Origin of the sequence: Amycolatopsis sp. NPDC047767 (genome assembly GCF_040704195.1) — a bacterium.
In the GTDB taxonomy this organism is placed as follows: domain Bacteria; phylum Actinomycetota; class Actinomycetes; order Mycobacteriales; family Pseudonocardiaceae; genus Amycolatopsis.
In genome coordinates this window covers 39,947-59,425 of sequence record NZ_JBEYSJ010000013.1, presented here as the reverse complement: position 1 = coordinate 59,425, position 19,479 = coordinate 39,947, and the positions used below count along the sequence as shown (strand labels likewise).

Annotated in this window: 18 protein-coding genes and 1 tRNA gene; 14 read left to right on the top strand and 5 right to left on the bottom strand. The window is 70.8% G+C overall.

Annotation, left to right across the window (positions count from 1 at the left end; genetic code table 11):
• Window positions 1-14 precede the first annotated feature (14 nt).
• Entirely contained in the window at window positions 15-836 is an 822-nt protein-coding gene (locus tag AB0878_RS23455; RefSeq protein ID WP_366582379.1) for an acyl-CoA thioesterase II, read from the top strand.
• Here AB0878_RS23455 and AB0878_RS23450 read toward each other — a convergent pair.
• Window positions 805-1,356 (bottom strand): hypothetical protein, encoded by a 552-nt coding sequence (locus AB0878_RS23450; RefSeq protein ID WP_366582378.1) that lies wholly within the window; start codon window positions 1,354-1,356, stop codon window positions 805-807. The genes AB0878_RS23455 and AB0878_RS23450 overlap by 32 nt on opposite strands.
• Before the next feature lie 128 nt (window positions 1,357-1,484).
• Here AB0878_RS23450 and AB0878_RS23445 point away from each other — a divergent pair, with 128 nt between their 5' ends.
• Complete coding sequence (locus AB0878_RS23445) at window positions 1,485-1,736, top strand: hypothetical protein (protein WP_366582377.1); 252 nt, start codon at window positions 1,485-1,487, stop codon at window positions 1,734-1,736.
• Window positions 1,737-2,401: 665 nt separating this feature from the next.
• Here the strand turns inward: AB0878_RS23445 and AB0878_RS23440 are convergent.
• Window positions 2,402-2,474: transfer RNA gene (locus tag AB0878_RS23440), tRNA-Thr, on the bottom strand.
• A 121-nt stretch (window positions 2,475-2,595) separates the two neighbouring features.
• Window positions 2,596-3,141 carry an NlpC/P60 family protein gene (locus tag AB0878_RS23435; RefSeq protein ID WP_366582376.1) on the bottom strand — a complete coding sequence of 182 codons (546 nt, stop codon included), beginning with the start codon at window positions 3,139-3,141 and terminating at the stop codon, window positions 2,596-2,598.
• 525 nt (window positions 3,142-3,666) lie between these two features.
• Between AB0878_RS23435 and AB0878_RS23430 the strand changes: the two genes are divergently transcribed.
• The 6 genes from AB0878_RS23430 to AB0878_RS23405 all read left to right on the top strand — a co-directional run bounded on the left by AB0878_RS23430 (window position 3,667) and on the right by AB0878_RS23405 (window position 11,781).
• The gene (locus AB0878_RS23430) at window positions 3,667-5,172 is read left to right on the top strand and encodes a threonine/serine exporter family protein (protein WP_366582541.1); all 1,506 of its coding nucleotides are present in this window, start codon (window positions 3,667-3,669) and stop codon (window positions 5,170-5,172) included.
• Window positions 5,173-5,255: 83 nt separating this feature from the next.
• Window positions 5,256-6,698: a trehalose-6-phosphate synthase gene (locus tag AB0878_RS23425; protein WP_366582375.1), complete on the top strand. Its 1,443-nt coding sequence runs from the start codon at window positions 5,256-5,258 to the stop codon at window positions 6,696-6,698.
• 39 nt (window positions 6,699-6,737) lie between these two features.
• On the top strand, window positions 6,738-9,272 hold the full coding sequence (gene otsB, locus AB0878_RS23420) for a trehalose-phosphatase (RefSeq protein ID WP_366582374.1): 2,535 nt from the start codon (window positions 6,738-6,740) through the stop codon (window positions 9,270-9,272).
• 152 nt (window positions 9,273-9,424) lie between these two features.
• Complete coding sequence (locus AB0878_RS23415) at window positions 9,425-9,955, top strand: hypothetical protein (RefSeq protein WP_366582373.1); 531 nt, start codon at window positions 9,425-9,427, stop codon at window positions 9,953-9,955.
• A gap of 60 nt (window positions 9,956-10,015) precedes the next feature.
• On the top strand, window positions 10,016-10,636 hold the full coding sequence (locus AB0878_RS23410) for a sigma-70 family RNA polymerase sigma factor (protein WP_366582372.1): 621 nt from the start codon (window positions 10,016-10,018) through the stop codon (window positions 10,634-10,636).
• Window positions 10,633-11,781 (top strand): hypothetical protein, encoded by a 1,149-nt coding sequence (locus AB0878_RS23405; RefSeq protein WP_366582371.1) that lies wholly within the window; start codon window positions 10,633-10,635, stop codon window positions 11,779-11,781. Before AB0878_RS23410 ends, AB0878_RS23405 begins: the two co-directional genes overlap by 4 nt.
• Here the strand turns inward: AB0878_RS23405 and radA are convergent, their stop codons facing one another.
• Complete coding sequence (radA, locus tag AB0878_RS23400; protein WP_366582370.1) at window positions 11,782-13,143, bottom strand: DNA repair protein RadA; 1,362 nt, start codon at window positions 13,141-13,143, stop codon at window positions 11,782-11,784.
• Window positions 13,144-13,177: 34 nt separating this feature from the next.
• Window positions 13,178-13,816 carry a hypothetical protein gene (locus tag AB0878_RS23395; RefSeq protein ID WP_366582369.1) on the bottom strand — a complete coding sequence of 213 codons (639 nt, stop codon included), beginning with the start codon at window positions 13,814-13,816 and terminating at the stop codon, window positions 13,178-13,180.
• Window positions 13,817-14,102: 286 nt separating this feature from the next.
• On the opposite strand from AB0878_RS23395, the gene AB0878_RS23390 reads away from it, so the two are divergent.
• From AB0878_RS23390 to rlmB, 6 genes are all read left to right on the top strand, one after another.
• A complete protein-coding gene (locus AB0878_RS23390) occupies window positions 14,103-14,594 on the top strand; it encodes a CarD family transcriptional regulator (RefSeq protein ID WP_033294400.1) in 492 nt (163 codons plus the stop codon).
• Window positions 14,595-14,669: 75 nt separating this feature from the next.
• On the top strand, window positions 14,670-15,329 hold the full coding sequence (locus AB0878_RS23385; RefSeq protein WP_366582368.1) for a 2-C-methyl-D-erythritol 4-phosphate cytidylyltransferase: 660 nt from the start codon (window positions 14,670-14,672) through the stop codon (window positions 15,327-15,329).
• Between the two features lie 5 nt (window positions 15,330-15,334).
• On the top strand, window positions 15,335-15,799 hold the full coding sequence (gene ispF, locus AB0878_RS23380) for a 2-C-methyl-D-erythritol 2,4-cyclodiphosphate synthase (protein ID WP_366582540.1): 465 nt from the start codon (window positions 15,335-15,337) through the stop codon (window positions 15,797-15,799).
• Window positions 15,800-16,348: 549 nt separating this feature from the next.
• The gene (locus AB0878_RS23375; protein WP_366582367.1) at window positions 16,349-17,035 is read left to right on the top strand and encodes an HAD family hydrolase; all 687 of its coding nucleotides are present in this window, start codon (window positions 16,349-16,351) and stop codon (window positions 17,033-17,035) included.
• 42 nt (window positions 17,036-17,077) lie between these two features.
• Window positions 17,078-18,466: a cysteine--tRNA ligase gene (cysS, locus tag AB0878_RS23370; protein WP_366582366.1), complete on the top strand. Its 1,389-nt coding sequence runs from the start codon at window positions 17,078-17,080 to the stop codon at window positions 18,464-18,466.
• Between the two features lie 37 nt (window positions 18,467-18,503).
• Window positions 18,504-19,463, top strand: coding sequence for a 23S rRNA (guanosine(2251)-2'-O)-methyltransferase RlmB (rlmB, locus tag AB0878_RS23365; RefSeq protein ID WP_366582365.1), 960 nt, complete (start codon window positions 18,504-18,506; stop codon window positions 19,461-19,463).
• Window positions 19,464-19,479: the final 16 nt, after the last annotated feature.

Below are 19,479 nucleotides of genomic sequence, written 5' to 3'. Positions count from 1 at the left end.
CTTAGGATGACGGGGTGATCACCGACCCCGTGCACCCCGGCATCGACCAGCTCCTCAAGCTGGAACCGCTCGAGCGCAACCTGTTCCGCGGCACCAGCCACGAGGGTTCGCCGCAACGGGCGTTCGGCGGCCAGGTGGCGGCACAGGCGCTCACGGCGGCGGGCGCGACCGTGCCCGAGGACCGGCACGTGCACTCGCTGCACGGCTACTTCATCCGCGGCGGGCGCACGGACCTGCCGATCGTCTACGAGGTGGAGCGCACGCGCGACGGCGGCTCGTTCACCACCCGGCGCGTGGCGGCGATCCAGAACGGCGAGACGATCTTCAGCCTCTCGGCGTCGTTCCAGAAACCCGCCACCAGCAGCGAACACCAGGCGCGCATGCCCGAGGTGCCGGCGCCGGACGACGTCGAGGTCCGCGACGAGGACGAGCTGCCGATCATGCTTTCGGTGATCGAAGCGCGGTTCATCAGCGACCCGGCGGCGGGACTGCCGGACGTCGGCAGCGGGCCGCGCCAGCGCATCTGGGTGCGCGCGAAGGGCCGCCTGCCGGACAACCCGCTGGCGCACGTGTGCGCGCTCACCTACATCTCCGACATCCGCCTGGCCGGGACGGCCGCGCTGCCCCACCGCGACGAGCCGGGCCGCGCGCAGCTGACCTCACTCGACCACGCCGTGTGGTTCCACCGCCCGTTCCGCGCCGACGAGTGGCTGCTGTTCGACATGGAGAGCCGCAGCTTCACCAACGAGCGCGGCCTCACCCACGGCGAGTTCTACACCACCGACGGCCGGCTGGTGGCCTCCGTCACGCAGGAAGTCCTGCTGCGGCGGCGGTGAGCTCACCGTCCTTGGTGGACACTCCATTGAGGACCTTGGTCAGGCTTCGCGCTTCGAGCCCCGCGAGCACCGTGTTGGCCACGGCCAGCACGAGGTACACGCCCGCCTGCAGCGAGAGCGTGAACGGGTGCAGCCCCGACGCGCCCGCCAGCAGCACGAAGTGACACACCGCGACCACGACCAGCGACGCGGCGGAGAGCACACCCAGCGCGAACAGCAGGCCGCGCAGCACGCGCGTACGGCGCCAGCGCAGCCGGCCGGTCTTCACGAGGTCGGGCGTGCTCACCATCACGAGGCCGCAGCCGTAGCCGCAGAAGCCCCCGAGCACGCCGCCGCCGGCGACCAGGGCCGTGGTGGTGTGGTACGACACAGGCACGCGATACGCGGCCAGGATCGCGGCAACGCAGACCAGCAGGCCGAGCGGCAGGTGCGGCCACCCGAACCAGGGCAGCCTCCGCTCCATGCGGACGATCGTCGGCAGGTCGACATCACGGTACGACCCGGAGTCAAGCAGGGGCATCTCGCCAGTCCTGTTCTTCCGGTGATCGGCGCAGCCTAGGCCAGCGCGCGCCCGGCCGCAAAAACGCGGGTCAGGCGCTCGTCCACGGTGGACGGTTTTTTGTCGGTGGTCGTCGCTAGGGTTCCCCTATGAGTTCAGAGGAAAACTCCGCTCTGGAAACCGCCACTTGGGGGAACGCCGTGGACGAGGTCGCCGCCGAAGATCTGACGCAGGGCCAGTGGTTCTGGCACGTCCCCGTCCCGGGCCTGACGGGCTGGCCCCTGCAGGTCGCCACTGCCGAACTCCTGGACGACGCCGTGCGCATCATCACGACCGACGAGGTGCGCGAACTGGTCTCCTACGCCCGCGACCGCCGCGTCCGCCTGGCCACCGCTTCCTGACGCTCGCGGATCGAACGGGTTCGAACCGGCTCGAAAGCCTTTCCTGCCAGCCGGTTCGATCAAGCCCAGCCCGCTCCGGCCCACCGCGATGCGGCACACCGTCACCCGGGCAAGTACGAGCCCGACGCCGGCCGCACCAGCTCAGGGCTGCAGTGCCCGTCGCGCCGTCGCACCATCGGCGCGACGCGGGTGCTTCACCGCGTGCGGGACTGATGTGCGGGTGCTCGCCGATCTCATGACGGCTCCCGCCCGGCCTCTCCCGGGCACGATCTCCCGGCCACTGAACGCAGGCGGCCCAACGTGAGCCACGCGCCCGGCCTTGCGGCAGCTCACTCGCGATCCGAGGTTCGCACCAGCTGCCGGTCGCGGGCGCTCTCACGCAGAATGCCGGGCACGCGCCCGGCTGGTGTCTTGTTCGTCGGGCAACCGCCGCGATGGCCTTCGTGACCAGCATCGCGTTCGCGAAGGCCGGTCGAGAATGCCGACGGCCCGACCGCACTTGCTCGCCGTCGGTGGTCGCGGTGGTCAGGGGCCACGCCGAACCGCACCACCACTTCATCGCGGCGACCGCAGCCGTTCCCCGCTGGGACCCGGACCGTTCCTCGCGGGGACACCCGCCGTCAGTCCACTGAGGACTGGGGCGGGCCCGGAGACGAGAGGATCGGAGCCGGCAAGGGGGCTCGAACCCCTGACCTTCTGTTTACAAGACAGATGCTCTACCAGCTGAGCTATACCGGCCGACGCCCCGCGCAGCAGGCCAGGGCGAGAGAAGTATATCGGCCTGCCGCCGCTCGGCGGCACCCGGAAGGTGGCTGCGGGGGAACAGCCGCGCGACCGGGTGCCGGCGCCGGGGGACGCGTCAGATGCGGCGCGCGTTGTGGAACGGCATCGAGGACAGCGGCGACAGCTTCACCGGCACTCCGGGTCGGCTGGCGTGCAGGACCATGCCGCCACCGGCGTAGATGCCGACGTGGCTCACGGGCGTGTAGAAGAACACCAGGTCACCGGGCTGAAGCGCGGCCTTGGAGACGGCCACGCCCGCCGTGGACTGCAGGCGCGAGCTGTGCGGCAGGGCCACGCCGACCTGCTTGAACGCCCACACGACGAGGCCGGAGCAGTCGTAGGCGTTCGGGCCGGCCGCGCCCCAGACGTAGGGCTTGCCCTGCTGGGTGAGGGCGCGGCTGAGCGCCGAGGCGCCAACGCGAGCGGTGGCCGACGCGGAGGCGGCGGGGGCCGCGGAGGCGGCGGGGGCCGCGGTCGCGGCGGACGCGGTGCTCGCGAGGACCGGGCCGGCCGTGGCCGACATCGCGGCGGCCAGCGCGGTCGCCGTCAGGGCGGCGCGAACGAAGCGCCGCTTGCGTGACGGCGCAGCATCGGATCGGGGTTCGAATCGGTGGAGTGCCATTTCGGGGTAGAGCTCCTTCGGGGGGAGGAGAGCGAATCGCGGGTAACCGCGAGAACACGGGCACATTACGAAACGAAATACGAGAACGCACTAAAGAGTGATAAGCGGCACAGATCAACAATTCCAAGCCCCCTGGTCAGCGCAAATACCAAGTGGTACCAACCACAATTTACCGACGGTCAAAACTGTCCTCACCTGCACTGATGTCTCCGGAAACCACCTCAAGACATTCACTCAGCGGAATTCCGGAAAACAGTTTTCGAAACCGGTTTCACCAGGGAATTCCGTACCCGGGAACGCACCGACCCGATACAGCCGGACCCACCCGGCCCACCCTGCCCAGACCACTTCGAACCCCCGGTTCAACCCTCGAACCGAGCGCCCCGCACGACCCTGCGAGACGATCTACCGCGGACGTGGTGCACACCACTTCCGGATCAGTGCAACGGTCGGGACGCGTCGGCCGATGGTCCCCGGGAACGTCGAGGAGAACGACGCCGGATGGACGAGGAGGTGGGATCGATCATGAAGATCAACGAACGTGCCGACCAGGGGATTCACCGCAGACGGTGGCCGATCCTGGAGCCTCCCCGGCCGCGTTCGAACCAGCGGCACCGGCCGAACCTCCTGCGGCGCCGCGCGTGGCACATCCTCGAGGCGCCGACGGCGGAACAGCCGGCCGTCGAAAGCGAAGAGGTGCTGGGCCCGCAGCCGCCCGACGACGCGACCGTCAACTTCGTCCTCGACCTGACGCTGCGCATCGGCGAGGTGCAGATGGCCAGCGGCGCCGGCGCGTCCGACGTCACCGCCACGATCCTCGCGCTCACCGCCGCGCTCGGGCTGCCCCACTGCGAGGTCGACGTGATCTTCACGTCGATCACCGTCACCTGCCACCGCGGCACGGACCTCGCGCCGGTCACCGCGTTGCGAGTGGTCCGGTCGCGCAGCCTCGACTACACGCGGCTCACGCAGGCCGAGATCCTCGTGCGCAAGATCGTCCGCGGCAACATGGGGGCCGAGGAGGCGCACACGGAGCTGGAGCGCATCACGGCGGCGCCGCACCCCTACCCGCGCTGGGTCGCCACCATCGCGTGGGGCGGGCTGGCCGCGTTCATCACCCTGCTGCTCAACGGCGGTCCCGACGTGGCCGTGGTGGCGTTCGTGATCTCCTCGGTGGTCGACCGGCTCGGCCGGCTGCTCAACCGCTACCACCTGCCGTTCTTCTTCCAGCAGGTCGTCGGCGGGCTCGTCGCGACGCTGTCGGCGATCGTGATCGTGAACAGCAACATCCTCACCACCGACCAGCCGACGCTCGTGGTCGCCGCGGCCGTCACGGTGCTGCTGTCCGGGCTGTCCACCGTCTCGGCGGTGCAGGACGCGATCACCGGCTACAACGTCACCGCGGCCGGCCGGACGATGGAGACGGCGCTCATGTCGGCCGGCCTGATCACCGGTGTGGTGCTGGCGCTGAAGGTCGCCCTGATGCTCCGCCTGCCGAGCCGGCCGTTGCCGGACGTCATCAACTCCACCCCGCAGCAGCTGCCCATCGTGGTCATCACGGGCGCCGGCGCGGCCGCGTGCTTCGCTCTGGCCTCCTACTCGACGCTGCGCGCGCTGCTCGTCGCCGCGGCGGCGGGGGCCATCGGCGCGCTCGTGTACGGCTCGCTGATGCTCACGCAGTTCGACGCGGTGAGCTCGTCGGCCATCGCGGCCACGCTCGTCGGCTTCTGCGGCGGCCTGTTGGCCCGCCGGCTGCGCGTCACGCCGCTCGTGGTGGCCGTGTCCGGGATCACTCCCCTGCTTCCCGGTCTCTCCACGTATCGTGGTCTATACCAATTAGCGGTGGAGCCCGGCGGCGACATCCGGACGCTGATGACCGCCGTCGCCATCGGGCTCGCGCTCGCGGCGGGCGTTGTCCTGGGTGAATACCTCGCGCAACCCGTCCGGATGCGGCTCGGGCGGCTCGAACGCAAGCTCGCCGGACCGCGCATGGCGGGACCGCTGGAGCCGCCGGAGCGCCGGCTGGAGTAAGCGGTTGATCACCGGCTGGCCACCTGGCGCGCGCTAGGGTTTCACTGGGGCCGCGACCCGCGGATGACGAGGGAGCAGCTGTAGTGACTGACGAGCACAAGACCGCACCGTCCGCCGATTTCGTCGTGGTGGCCAACCGGCTGCCCGTCGACCTGGAGCGCACTTCGGACGGCGGCCAGCGCTGGACGGCGAGCCCCGGCGGGCTCGTCTCGGCGCTCGAACCGTTCCTGCGCTCGCGCAAGGGGGCCTGGGTCGGCTGGCCCGGCGTCCCCGACGTCGACGTCGAGGAGTTCGACGACGACGGCCTGGTCCTGCACCCCGTCACCCTCACCTCCGCCGAGGTCCGCGACTACTACGAGGGCTTCTCCAACGCCACGCTGTGGCCGCTCTACCACGACGTCGTCGCGCCGCCGGTGTTCGACCGCGCGTGGTGGGACAGCTACGTGAAGGTCAACCGCCGCTTCGCCGAGGCCAGCGCCCAGGTCGCGGCCCACGGCGCGACGGTGTGGATCCAGGACTACCAGCTGCAGCTCGTGCCCACGATGCTGCGCGAGCTGCGCCCCGACCTGCGCATCGGCTTCTTCCTGCACATCCCGTTCCCGCCGGTCGAGCTGTTCATGCAGCTGCCGTGGCGGGCCGAGATCGTGCGCGGCCTCATCGGCGCCGACCTCATCGGCTTCCACCGCCCCGGCGGCGCGCAGAACTTCCTGTGGCTGGCCCGCCAGCTCGTCGGCCTCGAGCCGACGCGCGGCGCCGTCGGCGTGCGGTCGCGGCCCGGCATGGTGCAGGTCGGCGACCGCACCGTGCGCGTCGGCGCGTTCCCGATCTCGATCGACGCCGCCGGCCTCGACACCCTCGCGCGCAGCAAGGGCGTGATCGAGCGCGCCAAGCAGATCCGCCGTGACCTCGGCAACCCGAAGGCGGTGATGCTCGGCGTCGACCGCCTCGACTACACCAAGGGCATCGACCTGCGGCTGCAGGCGCTGCACGAGCTGCTGCACGAGGAGCGCATGCAGCCCGAGGACGTCGCCTTCGTGCAGCTCGCCACGCCGAGCCGCGAACGCGTGGAGCACTACCAGCGCATGCGCGGCGAGATCGAGCAGATGGTCGGGCGCATCAACGGCGAGTTCGCGCGAGTCGGTCACCCGGTCGTGCACTACCTGCACCAGTCCGTGAACCGCACCGAGCTGGCCGCTTTCTTCTCCGCCGCCGACGTGATGGTGGTGACACCGCTGCGCGACGGGATGAACCTCGTGTGCAAGGAGTACGTCGCTTGCCGCCACGATCTCGGTGGCGCGCTCGTGCTCAGCGAGTTCGCCGGCGCGGCCTCCGAACTGACCAGCGCATTCCTGGTCAACCCGCATGATCTGGACGGGGTGAAGAACGCGTTGGTGGCTGCTATTACGCTCGACCCCGCCGAGGGCCGACGCAGGATGCGCGCCATGCGTCGACAGGTCCTCACCCACGACGTCGACCGGTGGGCGCGCTCGTTCCTGCAGGCGCTGGGTGCGGAGCCGGTCGACTGACCTCCCCCCGTACCGCGCTGGACCTCCTGAGGAGGAGTGTTGACCGCCGAGGCGTTGCCTGCGGAGCTACGGCGCGCGATCGTGCAGATCGCCCGTACCCCGCGCCTGCTGGTCGCCTGCGACTACGACGGCACGTTGGCCCCCATCACCGCCAACCCCGACGAGGCCCGGCCGCTGCCGGAGTCCGTCGGCGCACTCAGATCTCTGGCCGGCCTGCACGAGACCACCACAGCCGTCATCTCGGGCCGCGCGCTGCGTGACCTGGCGACGCTGTCGCGCCTGCCCGCCGAGGTGAACCTGGTGGGCAGCCATGGCTCCGAGTTCGACATCGGGTTCATCCACGCTCTCGACGACAAGGCGCGTGCCCTGCACCGCCGGCTCGAGGCGGAGCTGGAGAACCTGGTGCTCGACGTGCCGGGCGTGTCGCTCGAGGTCAAGCCCGCGAGCATCGCGGTGCACGTGCGCCGGGCCGAGCACGAGGCCGGTCGCCGCGTGCTCGCCGACGTGCACGAAGGCCCGTCGACCTGGGAAGGCGTGTCGACCACCGACGGCAAGGAGGTGGTGGAGCTCGCGGTCGTCCAGACGGACAAGGGCCGCGCGCTCGACACCCTGCGCCACCAGGTGGGCGCCACCGCCGCCATCTTCCTGGGCGACGACGTGACCGACGAGAAGGCGTTCGCCCGCCTGTCGGGCCCGGACCTGGGCATCAAGGTGGGCGAGGGCGAGACGCTCGCGACCTTCCGCGTGCCGGACACCGTCGACGTCGCGCTGGTTCTCGGGTTCCTCCTGGAGGAACGGCGGAACTGGCTCTACGGCGAGTCGGCCCCGCCCATCGAGCGGCTGTCGATGCTGGCCAACGAGCGCTCCGTCGCGCTCGTGACGCCGGACGCGAAGCTCACGTGGCTGTGCCACCCGGGCCCCGACGCGCCGGCCGTGTTCGCCGACCTGCTCGGCGGGCCGGGCGCGGGCGCCTTCTCGATCAAGCCGCACCGCAACGGCCTGCCGCTGGGCCAGCGGTACCTGCCGAACACGATGACGGTCGAGACGCGCTGGTCGCGCCTGCTCGTGACCGACTACCTCGAGCCGGAAAGCCCTTCGCACCGCACGGACATCGTGCGCGTGATCTCGGGCGAGGCGGCGGCGGACGTGCTGTTCGCGCCGCGGCCGGAGTTCGGCGGCGTGCCCGTGAAGCTGGTCGCCGAGGGCGACGGGCTGCGGGTGCTGGGCACGTCGGAGCCCTTCGTGCTCCGCTCGCCGGGCGTGGAGTGGACCATCACGTCCGACGGCCTGCACGACACCGCCACCGCACTCGTGCAGCCGACGCCGGAGAACCCGGTGGTGCTCGAACTCCGTTGCGGCACCACGGATCTCGGCGCCCACGAACTGTCCGAAATAGACCGTCGCGACCGCGCGGGCCGCTACTGGAGCGACTGGGCGGCCAAGCTCAAGCTGCCGACGGTGCAGGCCGAGCTGGTGCGCCGCTCCGCGCTCACGCTGCGCGGGCTGGTCAACACCGACACCGGCGGCGTGCTGGCGGCGGCGACGTCGTCGCTGCCCGAGGAGATCGGCGGCGTCCGCAACTGGGACTACCGCTACTGCTGGATCCGCGACGCTTCCATGACCGTGCGCGAGCTGGTGCACCTCGGGTCCAACGAGGAGGCCGAGGGCTACCTGCAGTGGCTCCACGGCGTGCTGTCCACTTTGGCCGGTCCGGAGCGGCTGCACCCGCTGTACACGCTGGCCGGCAGCGTGATCGGCGCCGAGGCCGTGATCGAGTCGCTGCCCGGGTACGCCGGTTCGAGGCCCGTGCGCGTCGGCAACCTGGCCAACCACCAGGTGCAGCTCGACGTGTTCGGCCCGGTCGTGGAGCTCGTGGTCACCCTGGCCGAGGCGCGCGGCGAGCTGCGCGACGAGGACTGGCAGATGGTGCGCGCGATGGCCGAGGCCGTCACGAGGCGCTGGAACGAGCCGGACCACGGCATCTGGGAAGAGCGGCACGTGCCGCGCCACCGGGTGTACTCACGGGTGATGTGCTGGGTCACGATCGACCGCGCGGTGAAGCTCGGCCACGAGTACGGCCGCGACGTGCCGGGGGCCTGGCCGGAGCTGCGCGAGCGCATCAAGGCCGACGTGCTGGAGCACGGCTGGAACGACGAGGTCCAGGCGTTCACCACGGCCTACGACGGCACCGACCTCGACGCCGCCTCGCTGTTCGTGGGCCTCACCGGCCTCATCGACCCGGCCGACGAGCGCTTCCAGCGCACGGTGACCGCGATCGAGGCCGAGCTGCGCAGCGGTTCCACGGTGTACCGCTACCGCCGCGACGACGGCCTGCCCGGCGGCGAAGGCGGGTTCCACATCTGCGCCGCGTGGCTGATCGAGGCGTACCTCATCACCGGCCGCCGCAACGAGGCCGAGGAGCTGTTCACGCAGATCGTCGCCTCGGCGGGCCCCACGGGCCTGCTGCCGGAGCAGTATGACCCGATCGCCGAGCGTTCGCTGGGCAACCACCCGCAGGCGTACTCGCACATCGGCCTCATCCGGTGCGCGAACCTGCTCGCCGAGAAGCTGTGAACACCTGTCACCGGCCTAACCGCGTTAGCACAGGTCGGTGACAAGTGCCGTGAAGGTCACCTTGAGAGACCTACCGTCCCTTAAGGTGACCTTCACGAGCATTTGCACGTTCATTCGGCGCTCGGACGCAGGTCGGTGCAGGAGGTGACGGGATGAAGCAGTACTACGGCGAAGCCACGGACTACGCCCCGCTGCCCCCGCTCTTCGCCCGCCGCGTGCGCAGCGGCTCCGTGGCCACCGGCACCGCCCTGCTGGTCGGCACGGCATTCGTGTTCGGCCTCACCGCGTTCGTGAACCGCCCGCTGCACGGGCACAGCCTCCCCGACGCGCCCGTCGGCGTCATCGGCCTGCTGCTGCCGACGCTCGCGGTGGTGATGACGGCCCTCGTCGTCTTCGCCTGCCGCAGCTGCCTGCAGGGCGATTACCTCGTGGTTGCCCGCGCCCGAGCGGCGCGCACAGCGCTGGTCGCCTGTTTCACCGCCACGGTCGTCACCTGCCTGCTGGCCCTCACCGCGTCGGCGCTGGTCGACCTGTGGAGCGACCACGACCGCTTCGGCGCGACGGACCTGCTGGCCACGTTCGCCAACTTCGCCCTCGGTGTGCTCGGCTACGCGGCCGGCCTGTTCTACGTCCGCCCGTCCGTCACGACGCTGGAGAAGTTCAGCGACCACCCGATCTGGTGAGTCCGGTCACTCCGTGAGCGCTGCCGTGAACGCTGCGGAGAGCTGCGGGCATCACGGGGCATGCAGGTGATCCACGACGGTCCGGAGGCGGCGTTGCCGGATTCGTTCGACCGTCCCGACCTGGGCGTTCCCGATCCGGCGCCCGTGTTCGGACGGCTCTTCGACGCACACTCGCGCCAGTTGCACCGCTACCTCGCGCGCCGCGTCGGCGACGACGCCGCCCACGACCTCGTGGCCGAGACGTTCCTCGTCGCGCTGCGGCGGCGCGAGTCGTACCGGCCGGACCTGGGCACGGCGCGCTCATGGCTGTACGGGATCGCGACCAACCTGCTGCGCCACCACATCCGCAGCGAGACGCGGGCCCTGCGGGCCACCGCGCGACTGGCGGCGGCCGGCGAGCACACCACGGCGGGGCACGACGGCCGCGTCGCCGAGCAGGTGGACGCGCAGACCCGCGCGGCCCAGCTCGCCGGCGCGCTGGCGAAGCTCAACGCCGCCGACCGCGACACGCTGCTGCTGGTGTCGTGGGCCGGGCTCGAGCCGAGCGAGGTCGCCGAAGCGCTGGGCGTGCCGCCTGGCACGATCCGCTCGCGGCTGCACCGCATCCGGCGCTGGCTCCGGGCCAACGCCGCGACCGTCGGGAGCACCATCGAGACCGCCGAGGAGGCGAAGGAACTGTGAACGACGACAACGTGCGCCACCTGTGGTCCGACGCCGAGCTCGACGAAGCCCTCGACGCCCTCCACCCCCACGTCCGCACCGACCCCGCCGAGCTGGACCGCGCCCGCGCGACGCTGCTGCGGGCCGCGGCCGCCGAAACCGGCCACGCCCCGACGGCGCCGCCACGGAAAAGGCGGCCGGGGGCCTGGCGCTGGATCGCCGTGGCCGCCGCGGTGGCCGTGGTGACGGGCGGGGTGGTCGTGGCCCGCGAGATCGTCGAGCGGCCCGCCACGGTGGCGCCGGCGGCCACGGCGACCGCCGACGTGCAGCCCGGTCCCGGTCAGTACACCCACGTGACCAACGCCTACACGGACATCGAGTGGGTGGCCGACCGCAGTGCGTTCGCCGTGCAGCAGAAGGTCGAGTTCTGGATTCCCGCGGACCGGTCGGACCTGTGGATGCGCAGGTGGACCCGCGAGGGCGACCCGGTGGTCATCACGGGCCAGAAGTACGACCAGTCGAGCCTGCCCGGCCCGGACTCCGTCACGCAGATCGCCACGGGCGGCGACTTCAAAGAGCAGTTCCCCCACCCCGGCGGCTGGAACGCGGACGTGGCCCCCGGCTGGTACCGGCCGACTCCCGAGTTCGTCGCGAACCTGCCGACGGACCGCTCGGTGCTGCTGACCCAGGCCGGGTCCGCGGCCTCGCCCACGCTGCCCCGGAGGGCCTCGGACGAGTACACGGAGATCCTCCCGGGGATGCAGTCCTTCCCCGGCCTCTTCCAGGCGCCGACCGGCGAGACGACCACGGAGAAGGTGCCACTGCCGCCCACCGCCGGGTCCGCGGCCGCGGCCTACGCGGGACCCGGCGAAGTGCAGATGCGCCTGCTGACCGTGCTCGCGTCCGGGCTCGCGCCGCGCCCGGTACGCGCGGCGATCATCGACGTGCTGCGCGACCAGGCCACCACGTGGAAAGCGAACGGCGAGACCGAGACCTACGCGGTCAGCTACGGCAACCACCAGCTGGTGGTCCACGTCAACACCGCGACTTCCGAGCTGCTCAGCGCGAAGAACGTCACGAACCAGAACTTCTACGGGATCCAACCGGGCGAGACGCTCAGCGCCGCGAGCTTCAGCTACGAGGTCACCAGCCAGTTCGGGTCGTGATCACTTCGCGTGGTTGGCGGCGTTGAGCGCACTGGCGACGTCGCCGACCTCGAGGGCGCGGATGCCGTCGGGCAGCTTGCCGGAGTCGGGTGGCACGAGGGCGTGGGTGTAGCCGAGGCGCGCGGCCTCGGCGAGGCGGCGTGCGACGTTGGGCACCCGGCGCACCTCGCCGGCCAGCCCGACCTCGCCGACGGCGACCAGGCGCTGGGACAACGCCACGTCGTGCATCGACGACGTCAGTGCCAGGACCAGTGCCAGGTCGATCGAAGGTTCGGTGATCTTCATCCCACCGACCGTGGCGACGTAGACGTCCTTGTCGCCCAGCTTCAGCCGGCCGCGTTTCTCCAGCACCGCGAGGACCATCGCCACGCGCGAGGAGTCGAGGCCGCTGACCGCCCGCCTGGGCTGCGGCATGCTCGTGCTCGACACCAGCGCCTGCACCTCGCCCAGCAGCGGCCGTTTGCCCTCCATGGCGACCGTGATGGCCGTGCCCGGCACCGGTTCGGCGGTGCGGCTCATGAACAGCCCGGACGGGTCCGGCACGCCGACGATGCCGCCCTCGGTGAGCTCGAAGCAGCCGATCTCGTCGGCCGCGCCGAAGCGGTTCTTGATGCCCCGCACCATGCGCAGCGTCGAGTGTTTGTCGCCCTCGAACTGCAGCACGACGTCGACGAGGTGCTCCAGCACGCGCGGGCCGGCGACCGAGCCGTCCTTCGTCACGTGGCCCACCAGCACCACGGGCAACCCGCGCTCCTTGGCGAGCGCCACGAGCCCCGCCGCGACGGCGCGCACCTGGGTGACCCCGCCCGGCGAGCCTTCCACCAGCGGTGATGCCATCGTCTGCACCGAGTCGACGATCAGCACACCCGGCTTCACGGCGTCGACGTGACCCAGGACCGCCGACAGGTCGCTCTCGGCCGCGAGGAACATCTCGCCGTGGACGTTGCCCGTGCGCTCGGCGCGCAGCCGGACCTGCCCGGCCGACTCCTCACCCGTGACGTACAGGGAGCGCCCGGCCGTCTTGGCCCACTGGAACGCGACTTCGAGCAGCAGGGTCGACTTGCCGACACCGGGTTCGCCGGCCAGCAGCACCACGGCGCCGGGCACGAGCCCGCCACCGAGCACGCGGTCGAGTTCGGAGACGCCGGTCGCCTTGGCTCGGGCCGTCTCGACGTCGACCTCACCGATGGGCCGCGCGGGCGCACTCGGCGCGCCCGCGGCCACCCGCGTGATCGCCGGATTGGCCCCGCCCCGCTCTTCGAGGGAGCCCCAGGCCTGGCATTCCGGGCAGCGGCCGACCCACTTCGCGGCTTCGTACCCGCACTCCGCGCACCGGTAGACGGTGCTGGTTTTCTTCACCACGCGCCGAGGTTATCGGCGCGCACCGACAAAACCGTCAGGGCTCGACGTGTGCCGGCGCGGCGACCGGCATCGCGACGGTGATCGGGCCCGCGTTGCGGAAGGTGAAGGTGACGTTGATCGTCATGCCCGGCCACAGCGGCTGAGTGAGGTCCTGCAGCACGACCGTGCCCTGGCCCAGCTTCGTGGCCGCGCCGCCGTCGCCCGGGGACGCGCTGCTCGTGGCGGTCGGAGCGCCCGAGGAGGTGCTGCTGGGCGGCGTGGAAGCCGAGCTCGACGTGGTGGGCGCGGCCTGCTCGTTGGTCGACTCGACGGCGTCGTCCGGGCCGATGACCAGCGTGTGCCCGGCGACGATGTCGGTGGCGCCGCTGATCTGCGCCGGCGACTTCGTGCCCTCCGAGCTGACCGAGACGAGCTGGTCGTCCTGGGGGCCCTGGTTGACGATCGTGAGCGTGAGCGGCGCGGGCTGGCCGGCCGAGTAGGCGGCGCCCTGCGCGGGGTACTGGACGGCGGCGTCGCGCAGCACCAGCGTCTTCACCTGCGCGTACGTACCGTTGACCGCCGGCTGCTGAGTGTCGGTCTGGGTGATCTGACCGGCCCCGCACCCGGCGAGCACCAGCGCGGCACCGAGCGCCGACACACCTGCGCCGAGCACACGACGTTTCTGCAGCCTCACGTCGGAGTCCTTCCATCTCACGGCCTCGTCACGACGAAGACTAGCCGGGCGCCGTCGCGCGCGCGGAACCGGTGGGCCCCAACGGGTGTACCGGGACCCAAGATCAACCGTCCAATTAGGATTTCGGACCTGCTGATCAACGCCTTCCCCATCACCTGCATGAGCACGGGCGATTCAGGTTTGTCAACCCCCGCCAAGCCGCTGACCTGCGACGACGATCCCGGGCCGCTAGGTGGCCATCTGAAGACCGTGCTAAGATGGAATCAGCGAAAGGGGCAGAGGACACATGGTTTTCAAGGTCGGAGAGACCGTCGTCTACCCGCACCACGGTGCCGCACTCATCGAAGCCATCGAGACCCGCGTGATCAAGGGCGAGGAGAAGAAGTACCTCGTCCTCAAAGTCGCGCAAGGGGATCTTACGGTTCGCGTGCCTGCTGACAACGCCGAGATCGTCGGTGTGCGTGATGTCGTCGGGCAAGAAGGACTGGACAAGGTTTTCGACGTACTGCGTGCTCCCCACACCGAAGAGCCCACGAACTGGTCTCGTCGGTACAAGGCCAACCTGGAGAAGCTCGCCTCCGGCGATGTGAACAAGGTGGCCGAAGTGGTGCGCGACCTCTGGCGGCGAGAGAAGGACCGCGGACTTTCAGCCGGCGAGAAGCGCATGCTGGCGAAGGCGCGGCAAATTCTGGTCAGCGAGCTCGCGCTCGCGGAAGGCACCGACGAGGACAAGGCGGAAACACTCCTCGACGAAGTTCTGGAAACCGCGACGGTCTGACCCCCGGGTCATCCGGCTCCCGGCGGAGGCACCGGGCAGCCACTTCTCTACGATCACGACCCGATGAACCAGCAGGTGCAGAGCGTCGCGTTCGTGACTGTCGCACACCACACCGCCGATGAAGAGCGTGCTCTCACGGCGGTGAACGGTGAAGTTCTTCTCAAGCACACCGTGCAGGGGCTGCTCGGCACACCGGAGCTCGATCTGGTGGTCGTGTCAGCCCCTTCTCGGTGTGCTGAGTCGTTTTCGGACGCTCTCGCGGACATTGTTTCCGAGCTGTCCGATCGCTGCCGGTTCGTCCCCGGCGCGTCGCTCCGGCAGGTTTTCCCCGCCTTCGAGCCTTCGCTTTCGCCTGATGCAGTGGTTCTCGTCCACGACGCGCTGCGCGCCTTCACTCCACAACGGACTGTCCGTGATGTACTGAACACGGTCCGTGCAGGTGCGTCTGTCGTAGTCCCGGTGCTCCCGATGGCGGACACCGTGAAGGCGACCGACGCCGGCCTCATCACCGCCACCGTCGACCGCGACGGCCTGCGCACCGCCCAGACCCCCGTCGGCTTCTCGCTCGACGCGTTCCGCGCGGCGCTGGCTTTGAGCCCCGACCCGGGCCTCGACTCCGTGGCCGGCGCCACCACCGTCCCCGGCGATCCCGACGCCATGCGCGTCGCGAGCGCCTTCGAACTCAGCCTCGCCGAAGCCCTCGTGGCCGGCGGCGACCAGGAGGCCCCACTGTGACCGACCTGCGCGTGGGCAACGGCGTCGACGTCCACCCCATCGAACCCGGCCGCGACTGCTGGATGGCCGGCCTGCTCTGGCCCGGCGTCGACGGCTGCGCCGGCCACTCCGACGGCGACGTCGCCTCCCACGCCCTCTGCGACGCCCTGCTGTCCGCCGCCGGCCTCGGCGACCTCGGCGCCGTCTTCGGCACGGGCGACCCCCGCATGGACGGCGCGCACGGCACCCACATGCTCGCCGAAGTCCGCACCCTGCTCGAAGCCGAAGGCTGGCGCGTCGCCAACGCCACCGTCCAGGTCATCGGCAACCACCCCCGCATCGGCAAACGCCGCACCGAATCCCAAGCCGCCCTCGGCACCGCCCTCGGCGCCCCCGTCAGCGTCGCCGGCACCACCACCGACGGCCTGGGCCTCACCGGCCGCGGCGAAGGCATCGCCGCCATCGCCACCGCCCTGCTGACCCGCAACTGACCTCGCCTCTTCGCCCCCCGCCCCAACGCGGCATCGGGCGCACCCACCGCCACATTCGCCCCACCCGGCGCCCCAATGCGTCATTCGCTCCACCCAACGCACCCAATGCGGCATTGGTTGCGCTCAACGCACCCAACGCCACATTGGGGCGCTTTGGCCACCCACCCAACCGCCACCCGCCCACCCAACCCACGCCCCACCCAGGCCGCGCAAACCCCACCAACCGCCGCCCACCCACGCGACGAAACCTGCACCCAGCCCCGCCCCGGCACCCCGATCCGAAGCCTCCTTGCGGCCGGCGAGCCGTTGTCAAGGCACGCTTTCCCGCCTTGACAACGGCTCACCGGCCGTCAACACAATCCAGCTTCGGGGTGCACGCCCAACGCAACACGCCCCCGCGCAGGACCGAGAACCCACAACCCACGCAACACGCCCCTGCGAGGACCAAGACCCCCGAGAACCCCAAGACCCCCGAGAACCCCAAGACCCAACAACCCGACCCCATCGGACCACCTCCCCCAACCCCCAGACCTAGCTACTCTGACCCCCGTGGCCATCAACTCAGTCCTCTTCGACTTCTCCGGCACCCTCTTCCGCCTAGAGCAGGACTCCTCCTGGCTCACCGACGTCATCGACGACCACGGCCAATCCCTCGACCTCGAAGCCCAGACCGAGCTCATGCGCCGCATGACCGCCCCCGTCGGCCAAGTCGTCGAACTCGACCCCGAATACCAGCAAGCCTGGAACGACCGCGACCTGGACCCGGCCCTCCACCGCAAGGTCTACCTCGAAGTCCTCTCCCGCTCCGGCGTCCCCCACCGCGAGCAGGCCGAGGCGCTCTACAACCGCCTCATCACCCCCAGCGAGTGGACGCCCTACCCCGACACCGAGGCCGCCCTCAAACTCGGCGCCTCAGCCGGCCGCAAGGTCGGGGTCCTCAGCAACATCGCCTTCGACATCCGCCCCGCCTTCACCCAGCGCGGCTGGGACGCGCACGTCGCGGGATTCGTCCTGTCGTTCGAGGTCGGAGCCGTCAAACCACAACCCGAGATCTTCAAGGCGGCCCTCGACCAGCTGGGCGTCCGCGCCGAAGAAACCCTCATGATCGGCGACAGCAAGGAAGCCGACGGCGGCGCGCGGGCTCTGGGCTGCGCGTTCGAGCTCGTGGACCCGCTGCCGACCGCCGAACGACCGGATGCACTTCTCGGCGCCCTGCGCAAGCACGACGTCTTTTGACGCCTTGCGACATCGACCACACCGACCCCGTACCCTTTATGGGTGGCCCTACACCTGTTCGACACCGCGACCCGTGCCCCTCGGGAGTTCGTTCCCGTCCGCAGCGGAACGGCGTCCATCTACCTGTGTGGCGCCACCGTGCAGGGCGTGCCCCACATCGGGCACGTGCGGGGAGTGCTGAACTACGACGTCCTGCGGCGCTGGCTGCTCCACAGTGGACTCGACGTGCTCCTGGTCCGCAACGTCACCGACATCGACGACAAGATCCTCACCAAGGCCGCCGAAGCGGGCCGGCCATGGTGGGAGTGGGCGACCACGCACGAGCGCGCGTTCGAGAAGGCGTACGACGACCTGGGCTGCCTCCCGCCGTCGGTCAACCCGCGCGCGACCGGGCACATCACGCAGATGATCACGCTCATGCAGCGCTTGATCGACAGCGGGCACGCCTACGCGGCCGACGGTGACGTCTACTTCTCCGTGAAGTCGTTCGACGGCTACGGCAAGCTGTCGGGCCAGCAGCTCGACGAGGTGCAGCAGGGCGAGACCCCGACCCGCGGCAAGCGCGACTCGCGGGACTTCACGCTGTGGAAGAGCGCGAAGCCGGGCGAGCCGTCGTGGCCGACGCCGTGGGGCGACGGGCGGCCGGGCTGGCACCTGGAGTGCTCGGCGATGTCGACCAACTACCTCGGCCCGGAGTTCGACATCCACGGCGGCGGCGTCGACCTGGTCTTCCCGCACCACGAGAACGAGCGCGCGCAGTCGAACGCCGTCGGCGACCCGTTCGCGCGGTACTGGCTGCACAACGCGTGGGTGACGATGTCCGGCGAGAAGATGTCGAAGTCGCTGGGCAACACCGTGTCGATCCCGGCGATGCTGGAGCGCTATCGCGCGCCCGAGCTGCGCTACTACCTCGTGCAGCCGCACTACCGCTCCACCGTCGAGTACTCCGACGGCGCGGTCGCGGAGGCGGCGCAGGGTTACCGGCGCATCGAAGCGTTCCTGCGGCGCGCGGCGGCCGCCGGCGAGGTGCTCGCGGGCGCCGTGCAGCCGGACTTCGCCACCGCGATGGACGACGACCTGGCCACGCCGGCCGCGTTCGCCGTGGTACACAACACGGTGCGTGACGGTAATGCCGCGCTCGACGCGGGCGATACTCCCAAGGCTCTCGAACTCGCTTCGTCGGTGCGCGCGATGACGGACGTGCTCGGCATCGACCCGCTGTCGGACCGCTGGGCCGACGGCGGCGGCAGCGAGACCCCCGTCCGCGAAGCGCTCGACGAGCTCGTACAAGGCTTGCTGGCCGAGCGCCAGGAGGCGCGCGCCGCGAAGGACTTCGCGCGCGCGGACGCCGCCCGTGACCGCCTCACCGAGGCGGGCATCGTGGTTGAGGACACCCCGAACGGTCCGCAGTGGACGGTCAGGAACTCCTGATCCGTTCCACTGCGGTGGATTAAGGACTCGGTTACACATGGCAGGCAACTCACGGCGTCAGGGCGCCGTCCGCAAGACCGGCACCAAGAAGGGCCAGGTCGTCGGCTCCGGCGGGCAGCGGCGCAAGGCGCTCGAGGGCAAGGGCCCCACGCCGAAGGCCGAGGACCGGCCCGGGCACAAGGCGTACCGCGCCGCCAACGCCGCGAAGACGCGGGAGCAGGCGCGGCAGAAGAAGGCCGACCGCCCGGAGCTCATCGCCGGCCGCAACCCGGTCGTCGAGGCCCTGCGCGCCGACGTCCCGGGCACCGCGCTGTACGTCGCGGTGAACATCGAGATCGACGACCGCGTGAACGAGGCTGTCCGGCTGGCGGCCGACAAGGGCATCTCCATCCTGGAGATCCCGCGCGAGGAGCTCGACCGCAAGACCAACCGCGCCATGCACCAGGGCCTCGGCCTGCAGGTGCCGCCGTTCGAGTACGCCCACCCGGACGACCTCATGGAAGCCGCGCGCGACTCCGGCAGCACCCCGCTGTTCGTCGCGCTGGACGGCGTCACGGACCCGCGCAACCTCGGCGCGGTGATCCGGTCGGCCGCCGCGTTCGGCGCCCAGGGCGTGCTCCTGCCCGAACGCCGCAGCGCCGGCATGACGGCCGTCGCGTGGCGCACCAGCGCCGGCACGGCCGCCAAGCTCCCCATCGCCGTCGCGACGAACCTCACGCGGCAGTTGAAGGCGTGGGCGTCGGAGGGCCTGATGATCGTGGGCCTCGACGCGGACGGCACCGTGGACATCGACGCCCTGGAGCTCGCAGCCGACCCGCTGGTCATCGTCCTGGGCTCCGAGGGCCGCGGCCTGTCGCGCCTGGTCCGCGAAACCTGCGACGCCACCGTCTCCATCCCCATGGCGGCGGGCGTCGAGTCCCTGAACGCCTCGGTGGCCGCCGGCGTGCTGCTGGCCGAGGTCGCCCGCCGTCGGCGTGCCGCGGGCCGGCTGAGCTGACGTTTCCGTTCGACCG

What these genes read in the sequence shown, in the direction of transcription:
- AB0878_RS23435 (WP_366582376.1), bottom strand. Translation starts at nt 3,141, where the DNA reads ATGGCACTCCACCGATTCGAACCCCGATCCGATGCTGCGCCGTCACGC.
- AB0878_RS23410 (WP_366582372.1), top strand. Translation starts at nt 10,016, where the DNA reads ATGCAGGTGATCCACGACGGTCCGGAGGCGGCGTTGCCGGATTCGTTC.
- AB0878_RS23430 (WP_366582541.1), top strand. Translation starts at nt 3,667, where the DNA reads ATGAAGATCAACGAACGTGCCGACCAGGGGATTCACCGCAGACGGTGG.
- rlmB (WP_366582365.1), top strand. Translation starts at nt 18,504, where the DNA reads ATGGCAGGCAACTCACGGCGTCAGGGCGCCGTCCGCAAGACCGGCACC.
- AB0878_RS23415 (WP_366582373.1), top strand. Translation starts at nt 9,425, where the DNA reads ATGAAGCAGTACTACGGCGAAGCCACGGACTACGCCCCGCTGCCCCCG.
- AB0878_RS23445 (WP_366582377.1), top strand. Translation starts at nt 1,485, where the DNA reads ATGAGTTCAGAGGAAAACTCCGCTCTGGAAACCGCCACTTGGGGGAAC.
- AB0878_RS23390 (WP_033294400.1), top strand. Translation starts at nt 14,103, where the DNA reads ATGGTTTTCAAGGTCGGAGAGACCGTCGTCTACCCGCACCACGGTGCC.
- AB0878_RS23450 (WP_366582378.1), bottom strand. Translation starts at nt 1,356, where the DNA reads ATGCCCCTGCTTGACTCCGGGTCGTACCGTGATGTCGACCTGCCGACG.